Raw genomic sequence first — 13,965 nt, forward strand, 5'->3', positions numbered from 1 at the left:
GAACAGAAAGGGACTCCCGTGAGCGACTCCGCGTCCAATACTCCGTCGCCGAGCTTCATCGACTTCACCGCGGACATCGTCGCCGCGTATGTGAGCAACAACAGCGTCGCGGCCACCGAGCTTCCCGGTCTCATCGAGTCCGTCTATCGCGCCCTCGGCCAGCTCGGCACCCCGGCCGCGCCGCAGGTGGAAGAGCAGAAGCCGGCCGTCCCGCTGAAGAAGTCGGTGACGCCGGAATACATCATCTGCCTGGAAGACGGGAAGAAGTTCAAGTCTCTGAAGCGGCACCTGCGCACCAGCTACGGCATGACCCCCGAAGCTTACCGCGAGAAGTGGGGCCTGCCGAAGGATTATCCCATGGTCGCCCCGGCCTATGCTGCGGCCCGCTCCGAACTCGCCAAGAACATGGGCCTCGGCCAGACCCGCAAGAAGGCGCCCGTCGCCCCTGCGAAGAAGACCACCCGTCGCAAGGCTGCTGCCTGATTTTTTCAGATTTGGCCGCGTCCTCACAAGAAAATGCGGCCGGGATCTCAACGAAGCAAGGCCGGGCAGATGCCCGGCCTTTTTCTTTGTCCAATCCTGTAAACGTCAATCCAGGCCGAGCTTGCGGCAGATCTCATCGAGCTGGTCGAGGCTCGCATAGCGGATGCGCAGCTCGCCCGCCTCGCCCTTGCCCTCAAGACTGACGGCCAACCCCAGGGCATCGGCCAGCCGCTTCTCCAGCGCGCGGGTGTCCGCGCTCTTGCGCTCGGTGACAGGGGCGGGCGAACTGCGTCCCGTGACCGGGGCAGGGGGCGTCTTCGCCTTGGACAGGGCCTCCACATCGCGCACCGTCAGGCCCTTGGCGATGACCTCACGAGCCACCTTCTCTGGATCGGAAACGGCGAGGAGGGCCCGCGCATGGCCGGCACTGAGCCGCCCCTCCGCCAGATGCCCCTTCACAGCTTCCGGCAGCTTCAGCAGCCGCAGCGTGTTGGCGATGTGGCTGCGGCTTTTCCCGATGACCTTGGAAAGCTCGTTCTGGTTGTATTCGAACTCGTCCATCAGGGCTTCGTAGCCCTGCGCCTCTTCCACCGGATTGAGGTCGGCGCGCTGGACGTTCTCGATGATCGCGATTTCGAGCGCCTCGCGATCGCTGAGGTCCAGCACCACCACGGGCACCTCGTGCAGGCTCGCCCGCTGGGCGGCCCGCCAGCGGCGTTCGCCGGCGACGATCTCGAAGGCGTCCGATCCCTTCAGCGGTCGCACCACGATGGGCTGGATGATGCCCTTCTCGCGGATGGAGGCGGTGAGATCCTCCAGACCCTCCTCCAGGAAGGCGCGGCGCGGGTTGCGGGGGTTCGCCTTCACCTGCTCGATGGGCACGCGGCGCGGGCCGCCACGCGTGCCCGAGCTGCGCGTCGGTGCCGCCTGCGGCTCCCCCATCTCGCCGATCAGCGCGGCAAGCCCCCGCCCCAGCCGGGAGCGCTGTTCATCCGCCATCTTCGTCCGGTCCCTCTGGTCTTCCCTCAGGCCGCTGCCGCCGCCCGTGCCGCCCGTTCGCGCTGGATCACCTCCGACGCGAGCCGCAAATAAGCCTGTGACCCCAAGCACTTGAGATCGTATAGCAGAACCGGCTTGCCATAGGACGGCGCTTCCGAGACGCGCACGTTCCGGGGAATGATGGTCTCATAGACCTTGTCACCCATGAACTGCCGCACGTCCTGCACCACCTGCTCCGACAGGTTGTTGCGCCCGTCATACATGGTCAGCACGATGCCGTGGATGGTGAGGCTGGGGTTCAGCCCCACCCGCACCTGCTCCACCGTCTTCATCAGCTGGGAGAGGCCTTCCAGCGCGAAGAACTCGCACTGCAACGGCACCACGATCGCGTCCGCCGCCGCCATGGCGTTGACGGTGAGGAGCGACAGGGACGGGGGGCAGTCCACCAGCACATAGGAAAAGCGCGGCGCCTCGGGATCGGCCGCGAGCGCCCGGAGTGCGTCCCGCAGGCGATAGGCGCGATCGCGTTCGGCGGCGATCTCCAGCTCCAGCCCGGACAGATCGAGGGTGGAGGGCGCCACATAAAGCTGCGGGACCCCGGTCGGCATCACCGTCTCGCGCATGGTGGCTTCGCCCACCAGCACGTCGTAGGTGGAGACGTTGCGGGAGCGGCGATCGATGCCGAGGCCCGTGGAGGCGTTGCCCTGGGGGTCAAGGTCCACAACCAGCACGGTCTCACCGATGGCCGCCAGCGCGGTGCCGAGATTGATCGCTGTCGTGGTCTTGCCCACGCCACCCTTCTGATTGGCGAGCGCCAGCACGCGCGGCGCGCCGGCCGGCAGGGAAAGATCGGCTCCCGAGGAATAATCAGCCTGGCTCATGGCCCGTGGTCCCCTTGGATCTGGTTCCGCAGGGCGCGACCCCGCGGATGAGAACGTCCACCTGGCGGCGCCGGCCTTATCGGCGCGCCTTCCCGGCGGGGTGGCTATTTGCTGCTGCGCCTGGCGCTCCTCACGAGAAGAACCTGCGCCTCTCGGTCGCTGACGCTGGCGCGAAGATCGCAATCGAGTGTCCAGCCTTTGCGGGCTTCGGTCAATTCGCGTTCAGCGTCGCGGCCCTTGGGAAACACCCCGAGCGCACCGGCGGAGAGGAAGGGCTCCGCCAGCTCCAGAAGCTTGGGAAGAGGCGCCAGCGCACGCGCGGACACCACCTGCGTTTCCGGCGCAAGTGCCTGCGCGACCTGCTCGATTCGCTGGGCGTGGACCCGCACCGGCAACTCCGCCACCCGCGCCGCCTCCCGCAGGAAGGCGGACTTGCGGGTGTCGCTCTCCACCAGATGGACATCCGCGCCCGGCCGCTCCGCCAGAATGGCGGCAACCACGAGACCGGGGAATCCGCCACCCGATCCCAAATCCACCCACCTGATCGCGTCCGCCGGAACATGGTTAATCAATTGCAACGAATCAGCGATGTGCCGGCTCCACACCTCCGGCACGGTCGCAGGGGCAACGAGATTGATGGTCTTCTGCCACTTGCGGAGCAGCTCGGCGATGAGGTCGAGGCGGTGGAATGTTTCACGTGAAACCAGCCCCTCGACAGCAGCGCGCGCCGCGTCGTCGCCTCCCGCGCCAGCCCCCTTCATCGGCGCGCCTCCATCCCCGTGATCCACAGCCCGAACGAACCGATCATGCGGAGCGTCCGCCCGCCCGACGCGCATGGGTGGCGATGAGCGCAAGCGCGGCCGGGGTCATTCCCTCCATGCGCCCCGCCTGTCCCACAGTGCGCGGGCGCACCCGCTCCAGCTTCTGCTTCAGCTCGTTCGAGAGACCCGGCAGATCGGCATAGGAGAGCTCTTCCGGCAGCGCGAGCGCCTCGTCCTTCCGCAGCGTGTGGATGTCCGCGGCCTGCCGCTCCAGATAGACCGCATACTTCGCGTCGATCTCGACCTGCTCGGCGATTGTCGACGGCAGCGCGGAGAGCTCCGGCCAGATCATCGCGAGCCGTGCTATGTCGATGTCGGGGTAGGCGAGAAGGTCGAAGGCGCTCCGGCGCTGGCCGTCGCGGTTCAAGGCAAGGCCGTGTCGCGCGCCTTCCGTCGGCGTGAGGGACAGGTCGCGGGTGAGGGCGCGCGCCGCCTCCAGCGCGTGCGTGCGCGCGTTGAAATGCGCCAGCCGCTCGGCGCCGACCAGCCCCAGCGCAGCACCGCGGGCGGTCAGGCGCTGGTCGGCATTGTCGGCCCGCAGGGTCAGCCGATATTCGGCGCGGGAGGTGAACATGCGATAGGGCTCGCTGACACCGCGCGTTACGAGGTCATCCACCATCACGCCCAGATAGGCCTCGGCCCGGTCGAGCACGACGCCGTCCGACCCGCCGGCGCGGCGGGCCGCGTTAAGCCCGGCGAGCAGGCCCTGCGCGGCGGCCTCCTCATACCCCGTGGTCCCGTTGATTTGGCCCGCGAGGAAGAGGCCCGCCACGCGCTTCGTCTCCAGCGTCGGCGCAAGCTCGCGCGGGTCCACATGATCGTACTCGATGGCATAGCCGGGGCGCAGCACCGCCACCTGCTCCAGACCGGGAATGGTGCGCAGGAACGCGATCTGCACATCGGCCGGCAGGGAGGTGGACAGGCCATTGGGATAGACGGTGGGATCGTCCAACCCCTCCGGCTCCAGGAAGATCTGGTGGCCGTCGCGATCACCGAAGCGGACGATCTTATCCTCGATGGACGGGCAGTAGCGTGGCCCGGTGCTGCCGATGCGCCCGGAATACATGGCCGAGCGGGAGAGATTCTGCCGGATCAGCTCATGGGTCGCGTCGGTGGTGCGGGTGATGCCGCATTCCACCTGCGGGTTGGGGAGGCGCGTGGTCAGCGCGGAGAAGGGCTCGGGCGGATCATCGCCGGCCTGCATCTCCAGGCTCGCCCAATCGATGGTCCGGCCATCGAGCCGTGCCGGCGTGCCGGTCTTGAGGCGGCCGAGCGCGAAGCCGAGGCGCGAGAGGGCAGGGGAGAGGCCGAGCGCCGGCTTTTCGCCCATGCGCCCGGCGGGGTAGCTGTCCTCGCCGAGATGGATCAAGCCGTTGAGGAAGGTGCCCGTTGTGAGCACCACTGCGCCGCAGGCGAGCTCCCGCCCGTCTGCGAGGCGCAGCCCCGCCACGCGACCATCCTTCACGAGGAGGTCGTCGGCCTCGCCTTCCACCACGTCCAGTCTCGGCTGTTCGGCCAGAGCCTGCTGCATGGCGCGGGCATAGAGCTTGCGGTCCGCCTGCGCGCGCGGCCCCCGCACGGCCGGGCCCTTGCGGCGATTGAGAACGCGAAACTGGATGCCGCCCTGGTCCGCGACCCGGCCCATCAATCCGTCGAGCGCATCGATCTCGCGCACCAGATGGCCCTTGCCCAGGCCGCCGATGGCGGGGTTGCAGGACATGGCGCCGATGGTGGCCTGCGCGTGGGTGACAAGCGCAGTGCGCGCGCCGACCCGCGCCGCGGCGGCTGCGGCTTCGCATCCGGCATGTCCGCCGCCCACGACGATGACATCGAAGGCGAGCGGGTGGGGCGTTCCGTTCATGGTGGTCCGGGACAGAGGGATATTGCCCCTCTGGAAACGCCCCTTCTTGGGCGCCGTCAAGGCTGGGCGGAATGTTTCACGTGAAACACGCCGGCCCGGCGCTCATTTGCCGATGCAGAAGGTGCTGAAGAGGCGATCGAGCACGTCCTCCACATCCACCCGGCCGATGGTCTGGTCGAGCGCCCGCACCGCGAGGCGGACATCCTCGGCCCGCAGCTCCTCATGCCCGCCATGCGCGCCCATGGCCCGCTCCAGATGGCGGGCCGCTTCTTCCAGGGCGAGACGCTGGCGCTCCCGCGTCACCAGCGCCGGCTCTCGGCCGCACAGCGCCTCGGCCCGCGCCGCAATGGCCGCAACGACATCCTCGACCCCGTCTCCGTTGACGGTGGAGAGGCCGATGAAGCCGTGTGGCACAGGCCCGCCCCGGTCGATCTTCGTCCGCACGCATATGGCGGTAGCGAAGGCGGCGGGCGGCGAAATCCCCTCGTCGCTGAGCCAGAGCACCGCGTCCGCGACCTCCGCACGGGCGAGCGCCCGGCGCACGCCCTCGGCTTCCACAGCGTCTACCGTCTCGCGCAGGCCGGCCGTGTCGAGCAGCGTCACCGCCTGGCCCGCGAGTTCCAGATGCACCTCCAGAACGTCGCGCGTCGTCCCGGCGATGGGGGAGACGATGGCGGCATCCCGCCCGGCGAGGCGGTTCAGCAGAGAGGATTTTCCCGCATTGGGCGGGCCGGCGATGGCCACCACGAGTCCATCCCGCACCCGCTCGCCCCGCGCCGCATCCGCCAGCGCGGCAAGCAATTCGCGATGGAGGCCGCCGATGAGGTCCAGGGCCGGCCGGGCCACATCCTCCGCCACGTCCGCTTCGTCGGAAAAATCGATGCCCGCTTCCAGAAGGGCGAGGGCGGAGACCAGCCCCTCCCGCCAGCCCATCACGCGGCGGGAGAGAGCGCCCGAGGCGAGCGCCATGGCCTGCCGGCGCTGGGCCTCGGTCTCGGCAGCGATGAGATCGGCGAGGCCTTCCACCTCGGCGAGGTCCAGCTTGCCGTTAGCGTGGGCGCGCCGAGTGAATCCGCCGGCCTCGGCCGGGCGAAGGCCCGGAAGCGAGCCGAGGGCGCGCAGCACTGCCGCCACCACCGCGCGCCCGCCATGAAGATGCAGCTCCACCACATCCTCCCCCGTGGCGCTCGCCGGGCCGGGGAAGAAGAGCACCAGTCCGCGATCCAGCTCCTCGCCCGTCGCGGGATGATGAAGGGCGGAATAGCGGGCCACGCGCGGCGGGGGCAGGGTGCCCGAGAGCGCCAGCGCCGCGGCGCCGGCCTCCGGCCCCGAAAGGCGGAGCACGGCGACGCCGGCAGGCAGTCGGCCCGAAGACAAGGCGAAGATGGTGTCGCTGGCGGTTTCACCGGACATGGCCTGATCCTCCAGACGAGTGGCTGCGGATTTGCACGGCGTCTGAACCAGATGCCCCGCACCCCGTTTCTTCGCCCGAACCTTTATCCTGCGATCACGTTGCCTTCAAAGCCGGCCGAAGCCGAAGGATTTCCGACATGAGCCTCAATCGCCTGTCCCGCGAGACGAGCCCCTATCTGCTCCAGCACAAGGACAACCCTGTGCATTGGTGGCCCTGGGGGGAGGCGGCGTTCGCCGAGGCGCGCTCGACCGGCAAACCTATCCTCCTGTCGGTCGGCTATGCGGCCTGCCACTGGTGCCATGTGATGGCCCACGAGAGCTTCGAGAATCCCGAGATCGCGGCGCTGATGAACGCGCTGTTCGTGAACATCAAGGTGGACCGGGAGGAGCGGCCGGACGTGGACCAGATCTACATGTCCGCGCTCCAGCAGCTGGGACAGAGCGGGGGGTGGCCGCTCACCATGTTCCTCGATCCCGAAGGCCGGCCGTTCTGGGGCGGCACCTATTTTCCGCCCAAGGCGAGCTATGGCCGGCCCGGCTTCACCGAGGTGTTGCAGCAGGTCTCCTCCGTCTTCTCCGAGAGCCCGGAGAAGGTGGAGAAGAACACGCAGGCGATCCTCGCCCGGCTGAAAAAGGCGGCCCAGCCGACGGAAGGCGTCGCCATCGGCATCGACGATCTCGACGATGCCGCCCGGCGCCTCGTGTCGCTCATCGATCCGGTGCACGGCGGCCTGAAGGGCGCGCCGAAATTCCCCCAGTCGGGCCTGCTCGAACTGCTCTGGCGCGCCGGCACCCGCAACCGCGACGATGCCATGAAGGTGCTGGTCGCGCTCACGCTCAACCGCATGTGCGAGGGCGGCATCTACGATCATCTCGGCGGCGGCTTCGCCCGCTATTCGGTGGATGAGATCTGGTTCGTCCCGCACTTCGAGAAGATGCTCTACGACAACGCGCTGCTGCTGGAGCTGCTGGCACTGGCCTATGCCGACACCGGCGACCCTCTCTTCCTCCAGCGCGCCCGCGAGACGGTCGGATGGCTGAAGCGGGAGATGCTGGCTCGCTCCGGCGCCTTCACGGCGAGTCTCGATGCCGATTCGGAGGGGCATGAGGGTCGCTTCTATGTGTGGTCGCTGGCGGAGATCGAGGAAGTGCTGGGGGCGACGGACGCCGCCTTCTTCGCCCGCATCTACGACGTGACGAAGGCCGGCAACTGGGAGGAAGGAAACATCCTCAACCGCACCGATGCCGGCGTGATTTCCCCCGAGGACGAGGCGCGGCTCGTGCCCCTGCGTGAAAAGCTGCTCGCGCGACGGGCGGGACGGGTGCGGCCGGGGCGGGACGACAAGGTGCTGACCGACTGGAACGGCCTGATGATCGCCGCTCTCGCCCGCGCCGGTGCCTTCCTGGGCGAGGAGGAATGGATCGGTCTCGCGCGCACGGCCTTCGGCGCGGTGACGGCGCACATGGTGAAGGACGGGCGGCTCGCGCATTCCTGGTGCGGGGACAAGATGGTGATGCCGGGCCTTGCCTCCGACCTCGCGGCCATGGCCCGTGCCGGCATCGCGCTGGCCGAGGCGACGGGGGACAAGGCGCCATTCCGGCTGGCGGCCGGGTTCCTCGATGCGCTGGAACAGCACCACCTGGACCCCGCCACGGGGTCCTACTTCCTCACCGCGGACGACGGGGACAGCCTCATCGTGCGGCCTTCCGCGACCCATGACGAGGCGGTGCCGAACTACAATGCGGTCGCCGCCGATGCCCTCATCCGGCTTGCGGCCCTCACCGGCGATGACAGCCTGCGCACGCGCGCCGACCGCATTCTCACCGGCCTGTCGGGCGCGGCCGCTCGCAACGTGCTCGCCCATGGCGCCACCCTGAACGCCATTGCCACGCGTCTCGGCCTCGCCGAGATCGTCACCACCGGTGCGAAAGGGGAGGCGCTGGCCCAGGCTGCGCTCAAGGTCCCGTTCCCGCTCCGGGTCGTGGTGCGCGCCGAAGGGGTGGCGGCGCCCGTCGGAAGCGTCACGGCAGCCCGGATCGCGTCCGCCCCGGAGGGGGGAGCGGCCTTCGTGTGCGTCGGAGAGCGCTGTTCACTGCCCGTGACCGAGCCGGACGGGATAAAGGCGGCAGTGGCGGCGATTTTAGGCTGAAAGCCCCATTGCGAGTCGCCACCGGAAGACACCACCCTCTAAAATCGCTTGGGAGATTCACCAGCGGGTGGGGAAAACCGGATGACCAATGAGCCGGACCGAAGGCGATTTCGCCGCCAGCGGCCCTCCTAATCGATCAACTTTTGATTGAAATTCGGTTGTAAAAAACATCTTTGATTGCAGTCGTCACCGACTCAGCTCGCCGTCTTCTCCGCCTCGGGCGTATCGGCATATTTCAGCCAGATCGCCTTCTCACCCAGTGCCGCGACGAAGGCGGCATGGGCCTCCGATTCGGCCGCACTGATTCGCGCGGGCAGCGGAACGGGGCGGGGGTGTGCGGCGCGCGCCTCGACCACCAGGCGCGGCGCCTCGGTGCTTTCCTCCACGAGGCCGATGAGGGTCGCCTGCCGGCCGCCGAGCAGTTCGCTATAGACCTCGGCCAGAAGCTCGGCATCGAGCAGCGCGCCGTGCTTCACCCGACGCGACGAATCGATGCCGTAGCGGTTCATCAGGTCGTCGAGACGATTGCCGCCGCCGGGATGCTTGCGGCGGGCCAACGCCAGCGTGTCGATCACCCGGTCGCGGGCGATGGACGGGCGGCCGAGGCGCTCCAGCTCGGCATTCAGGAAGCCGATGTCGAACGCCGCGTTGTGGATGACCAAAGTATCTTCCTGGATGAACTCCAGGAATTCATCAGCAACTTGCGAGAAGATCGGCTTGTCGGACAGAAATTCCGCCGACAGGCCGTGCACGTTGAACGCCTCCTGCGGCATGTCCCGCTGGGGGTTGATATAGACGTGGAAGACGTTGCCGGTGAGGATGCGATTGACCATCTCGACGCAGCCGATTTCCACCAGCCGATCGCCGCCATAGGCTTCGAGGCCCGTGGTCTCGGTGTCGAGCACGATCTCGCGCATGGCTTCCCCTCACCCCTTCCGCCGACCCGGCCCCGACAAAGCGCGCACGATGCCGGCCACCTGATGTTCGGCGGCGGCAAACCCGCGCCCGGTATCGATGACGAAATGGGCGCGGCGGCGCTTCTCGCCGTCCGGCATCTGCTTGGCGAGAATGGTCGCGAATTTCTCGTCCGTCATGCCCGCGCGGGCGAGCACGCGCTCGCGTTGCACAGCTTTCGACGCGCTGACCACAGCTACGGCATCCACCCGCCTGTCTCCGCCCGTCTCGAACAAAAGCGGGATGTCCAGAACAGCGAGACGCGCTCCACTCGCCCGCGCCTTGGTGAGAAAAGCCGTCTCGGCTTCACGCACCAAAGGATGAACGATGGCCTCCAGCCGCTTCATCGCCTCCGCGTCACCGAGCACCCGGGCGCCCAGCGCCGCACGATCAATGACACCGTCCCGGGCCACGCCGGGAAAAGCCGCCTCGACCGGTGCCACCGCTGCACCCCGATAGAGCGCGTGGACCGATGCGTCGGCATCATGCACCGGCACGCCCAGCGCCCGGAACATCTGAGCGGTGGCCGACTTTCCCATGCCGATGGAGCCGGTGAGGCCGAGCACCCACATCTTTCAGGCCTCTAGCTGCCCCTTGGCGCGAAGGTCTTCCACCAGAACCGCCCGCAGCTCCGGCGTGACCTCGGGCGTCACGCCGAACCAGCGACGGAAACCGGGTACGCCCTGGTGCAGCAGCATGCCCAACCCATCGACCGTACGGAAGCCGGCGGCGGACGCAGCTTTGAGCAAAGGCGTCATGAGCGGCACATAGACAATGTCGCTCACCACCGCCTCGGGGCGCAGCCGGCCAAGATCGAGCGTCAGCGGGTCCGATCCCTTCATCCCGAGCGACGTGCAATTCACGAGGATATCCGCCTCGCCCATCACCTCGACGATGCGGTCGAAGGCGAGCGGGCGCACGCGCGGCCCGAAGAGGGATGCCACCGTCTCGGCCCGCTCCAGCGTACGATTGGCCAGCACCACCCGGTCGAAGCCTCGGCCGACCAGCGCGTGGACCACCGCGCGCGAAGCCCCGCCGGCGCCGATCACCAGCGCGCAGTTGCGGGCGCCGTCCCAGCCCGGCGCAGAGGCGTCGAGATTGGCGATGAAGCCATAGCCGTCCGTGCTCGCCCCATGGAGCTTGCCGCCCTCCAGCCAGAGGGTATTGGCCGCACCCAAGGCGGCGGCGCTCTCATCCGCCTCGTCGAGGACGGAAAAGGCGATCTCCTTGTTGGGCAGCGTGACGTTGCAGCCGGCATAGCCGCGCGCGGCGAGGCTCCGGTAGAAATCCGCCGCCGTCTCCGGCGGCACCTCCTCGCGCTCGTAGGCGCCATCGATGCCATAGGCCTTCAGCCAATAGCCGTGCAGCAGCGGCGAACGGGAATAGGTGACGGGCTGGCCGGTGACACAGGCCCGAAGCGTCATGGCAGCAGCCCCTGCTCGCGGAAGAAGGGCAGAAGCTGCAACAGCGGCAGGCCGAGAATGGTGAAGTGATCTCCATCCACCCGGGTGAAGAGATGCACCCCCACCGATTCCAGCTGATAGGCGCCGACCGAGGTCAGAACCCGGGGACCGGCCGCCGCGAAATAGGCGCTCAAGGTCTCTTCGGTGAGCGGGCGCATGGTGAGAAAAGCGCTCACCACCGTATCGAACAGCACCTCCCCGTCGCACGCCACCGCGACCGCCGAATGCAGCGCATGGGTCTGGCCGGCAAGTTCCAGCAGTTGCTTGCGGGCAGCCTCGACCGAGACCGGCTTGTGGTAGATTTTCGGCCCTAGCGCCAAGGTCTGGTCGGCACCCAGCACGAGCCGCCCCGGCGCGGCCTTCGATCCCGACAACGCTTTCGCCCGTGCGAGCAGAAGGGCGATGCCGGCCGGATCCATTTCACCGGCGGCGTCCTGGAGGGCGCGTTCGTCCACTTCGGCAGCCACGGTTTCCACGGGCAAGCCCGCGTGCACGAGAAGGGTCAACCGGGTCGCGCTTTTGGACGCGAGCACGAGCGGCTGTTCGCCACGCCACACGATCGTCTCTCCTCTGTTGCGCTGCCGTCAAAAAATGACGCACTGCGCTGATCTCACGCCTGCGTCCGCGATGCAAACCAAAGCGCAGCCCGATCGGGTGCCACGCCTCAGCTTCGGCGGCCTCAGGTTTCAGCGATGGAGCGGCGCCGGTGATCGCTGTAGAGGCTGAGGATGTTGGCCGCGGTTTCCTCGATGGAGCGACGCGTGACATCGATCAGCGGCCATCCGTTGCGCGCGCACAAGCGGCGGGAGAAGGCCAGCTCCTCGGAAACCGCCTCGCGATCCGTATAGGTCGATGATCCCGTCTCCACGGCATTGAGCCCCAGCAACCGGTTCTGGCGGATCTCGACGATGCGTTCCGGGCTGGCGACGAGGCCCACCACCAGCGGCTTCTTCAGCTTCTCGATGTTCGGAGGCAGCGGGACGTTGGGCACGAGGGGGATATTCGCCGCCTTGATCCCCCGGTTCGCGAGATAGATGGAGGTCGGCGTCTTGGAGGTGCGGGAGACGCCGAGCAGCACCACGTCGGCATGCTCGAGGTCTTCGGTGAGATGCCCGTCGTCATGCATGACGGTGAAGTTGAGGGCGTCGATGCGCTTGAAATAGCTGGCATCCAGCGCGTGCTGGCCACCCACCCGCGGCGTTGGCTCACCACCGAGATAGGACTGGAACAGCCGCACCACCGGCGCCATCACCGAGAGATGCGGCAGGCCCAGCTCTTCGCAGCGCGAGCGCAGGCGGCTGCGGATGTCCTTGTCCACCAGAGTGAAGAGGACGATGCCGGGATTGGACTCCACCTCGATCAGCACCCGCTCCAGCTGCTTCATGGAACGAACCAGCGGGTAGACGTGTTCGATGGGCAGCACGTTCGCATATTGCGCGCTGGCCGCCCGGCCAACGTTGATCAGGGTTTCGCCCGTGGCGTCCGACACGAGGTGGAGGTGGAAATAGGCCTCGCCAGGCTTCGACTGAGTCACTTTGTCCACCGCTCCTGTGGAAGGCTGTTGAGGAAGGCACGCGTTCTGGCCCCTTGCAAGGGCGGCCTCTGGATAAGTCCGAAATCCATCCACACGATCACCCTGCGGGAGAGATTCCCGTCCCGCCCTGTGCGTCGATGTGGACGGGTTTCCGCAGGGGGTGCGTTAATCCTTTGTTAACCTGCCTTTCGCCGGCTTCGCATCCGCGGCAAGTCGCGTGTCGGCTATGGGTTCCGCTGTGGATCGGTTGTCGACGAGCCGGCAACTGGTTAATCAACCGTTAAGACAACAAAGACTCTCTCTTTTAAAAATATCTCTCTTTGATTGAAGGAACGGGATGGACCGCTCTCCAGCCACGCGATCGCGCTTCCTTTCGGTTCTCGACGGCACGATCCAGGACCCGCCTCCGCTCTGGATGATGCGTCAGGCCGGACGCTATCTGCCGGAGTACCGTGCCGTGCGGGCGAAGGCCGGCGACTTCCTGACCCTGTGCTACACGCCGCGCCTCGCCGCCGAGGTGACGCTCCAGCCCATCCGCCGCTACGGCTTCGATGCGGCCATCATCTTCTCGGACATCCTGGTCATCCCCCATGCGCTCGGCACGGGATTGCGTTTCGAGGCCGGCGAAGGTCCGCGCCTGACGCCGGTTGCGGATCGCGCCGCGCTGTCTGCACTGTCGGATACGCTCGATCCGGCCAAGGTGGGGCCGGTCTATGAGGCCATCGCCGACGTGCGGGCCCAGCTTTCCACTGAGACGGCGCTGATCGGCTTCTGTGGCGCGCCATGGACCGTGGCCACCTACATGGTCGCCGGCCAGGGCACGGACGATCAGGCGCCGGCGCGCCTCCTCGCCTTGCGTGAGCCGGAGCTGTTCCAGGAGCTGATCGACCGGCTGGTTGAGACCTCCATCGCCCATCTGTCCGGTCAGGTGGAAGCTGGTGCCGACGCGGTGCAGATTTTCGACACCTGGGCGGGCGTGCTCGACCCGGCCTCTTTCGAGCGCTGGTGCGCTGAACCCCTGCGCCGCATCGTCGCGGGGCTCAAGGCGAAGCATCCCTATGTCCGGATCATCGCCTTTCCCAAGGGGGCGACCCTTGAGGCGCTGGAGGCGCTCGCCGACGTGGGCATCGACGGCATCGGTCTCGACTGGTCGGCCGATCGCCGTGCGGCACGCCAGCGGCTTTCCGACGACGTGGCGCTCCAGGGCAATCTCGATCCGCTGCGGCTGATCGCCGGCGGTGCGGCACTGGAGGAGGAGGTGGAGCGCATCCGCGCCGATTTCGACGGGGTGCGCCACATCTTCAACCTCGGCCACGGTATCCGTCCGGAGACGCCGCTGGAGCATGTGGAAAAGTTCGTCGAGCTGGTGCGCCGCGCCCGCTGACCGGGACAGATAAGGCTTTTGT

General features: G+C 67.6%; 13 protein-coding genes. 3 read left to right on the plus strand and 10 right to left on the minus strand.

The genetic code is table 11. The features are described from left to right. Positions 1-18 precede the first annotated feature (18 nt). Positions 19-483 carry a Ros/MucR family transcriptional regulator gene (locus EJ105_RS04970; RefSeq protein WP_024281441.1) on the plus strand — a complete coding sequence of 155 codons (465 nt, stop codon included), beginning with the start codon at positions 19-21 and terminating at the stop codon, positions 481-483. Positions 484-588: 105 nt separating this feature from the next. Here EJ105_RS04970 and EJ105_RS04975 read toward each other — a convergent pair whose 3' ends face one another. From EJ105_RS04975 to mnmE, 5 genes are all read right to left on the minus strand, one after another. Then, a complete protein-coding gene (locus EJ105_RS04975) occupies positions 589-1,482 on the minus strand; it encodes a ParB/RepB/Spo0J family partition protein (RefSeq protein WP_250165491.1) in 894 nt (297 codons plus the stop codon). A gap of 26 nt (positions 1,483-1,508) precedes the next feature. Beyond that, positions 1,509-2,363, minus strand: coding sequence for a ParA family protein (locus EJ105_RS04980; protein ID WP_024281439.1), 855 nt, complete (start codon positions 2,361-2,363; stop codon positions 1,509-1,511). Between the two features lie 104 nt (positions 2,364-2,467). Beyond that, on the minus strand, positions 2,468-3,124 hold the full coding sequence (rsmG, locus tag EJ105_RS04985) for a 16S rRNA (guanine(527)-N(7))-methyltransferase RsmG (RefSeq protein WP_250165492.1): 657 nt from the start codon (positions 3,122-3,124) through the stop codon (positions 2,468-2,470). Positions 3,125-3,167: 43 nt separating this feature from the next. Continuing rightward, positions 3,168-5,045 (minus strand): tRNA uridine-5-carboxymethylaminomethyl(34) synthesis enzyme MnmG, encoded by a 1,878-nt coding sequence (gene mnmG / locus EJ105_RS04990; RefSeq protein ID WP_250165493.1) that lies wholly within the window; start codon positions 5,043-5,045, stop codon positions 3,168-3,170. 102 nt (positions 5,046-5,147) lie between these two features. Beyond that, positions 5,148-6,458, minus strand: coding sequence for a tRNA uridine-5-carboxymethylaminomethyl(34) synthesis GTPase MnmE (gene mnmE, locus EJ105_RS04995; protein WP_250165494.1), 1,311 nt, complete (start codon positions 6,456-6,458; stop codon positions 5,148-5,150). A gap of 137 nt (positions 6,459-6,595) precedes the next feature. Between mnmE and EJ105_RS05000 the strand changes: the two genes are divergently transcribed. Next, a complete protein-coding gene (locus EJ105_RS05000; protein WP_250165495.1) occupies positions 6,596-8,608 on the plus strand; it encodes a thioredoxin domain-containing protein in 2,013 nt (670 codons plus the stop codon). A gap of 194 nt (positions 8,609-8,802) precedes the next feature. Here EJ105_RS05000 and dnaQ read toward each other — a convergent pair whose 3' ends face one another. The 5 genes from dnaQ to EJ105_RS05025 all read right to left on the minus strand — a co-directional run bounded on the left by dnaQ (position 8,803) and on the right by EJ105_RS05025 (position 12,559). Next, positions 8,803-9,525 (minus strand): DNA polymerase III subunit epsilon, encoded by a 723-nt coding sequence (dnaQ, locus tag EJ105_RS05005; protein ID WP_029556329.1) that lies wholly within the window; start codon positions 9,523-9,525, stop codon positions 8,803-8,805. Positions 9,526-9,534: 9 nt separating this feature from the next. Beyond that, positions 9,535-10,134, minus strand: coding sequence for a dephospho-CoA kinase (gene coaE, locus EJ105_RS05010; protein ID WP_250165496.1), 600 nt, complete (start codon positions 10,132-10,134; stop codon positions 9,535-9,537). A gap of 3 nt (positions 10,135-10,137) precedes the next feature. Next, positions 10,138-10,986 carry a shikimate dehydrogenase gene (locus tag EJ105_RS05015; protein ID WP_250165497.1) on the minus strand — a complete coding sequence of 283 codons (849 nt, stop codon included), beginning with the start codon at positions 10,984-10,986 and terminating at the stop codon, positions 10,138-10,140. Further along, positions 10,983-11,582: a Maf family protein gene (locus tag EJ105_RS05020; protein WP_250165498.1), complete on the minus strand. Its 600-nt coding sequence runs from the start codon at positions 11,580-11,582 to the stop codon at positions 10,983-10,985. Before EJ105_RS05020 ends, EJ105_RS05015 begins: the two co-directional genes overlap by 4 nt. A 122-nt stretch (positions 11,583-11,704) precedes the next feature. Then, entirely contained in the window at positions 11,705-12,559 is an 855-nt protein-coding gene (locus tag EJ105_RS05025; RefSeq protein ID WP_250165499.1) for a pyruvate, water dikinase regulatory protein, read from the minus strand. Positions 12,560-12,896: 337 nt separating this feature from the next. Here EJ105_RS05025 and hemE point away from each other — a divergent pair, with 337 nt between their 5' ends. Further along, positions 12,897-13,943: a uroporphyrinogen decarboxylase gene (hemE, locus tag EJ105_RS05030; RefSeq protein ID WP_250165500.1), complete on the plus strand. Its 1,047-nt coding sequence runs from the start codon at positions 12,897-12,899 to the stop codon at positions 13,941-13,943. The last annotated feature ends 22 nt before the right edge of the window (positions 13,944-13,965 follow it).

The sequence above is a fragment of the Xanthobacter aminoxidans genome (genome assembly GCF_023571765.1).
Lineage (GTDB): Bacteria > Pseudomonadota > Alphaproteobacteria > Rhizobiales > Xanthobacteraceae > Xanthobacter > Xanthobacter aminoxidans.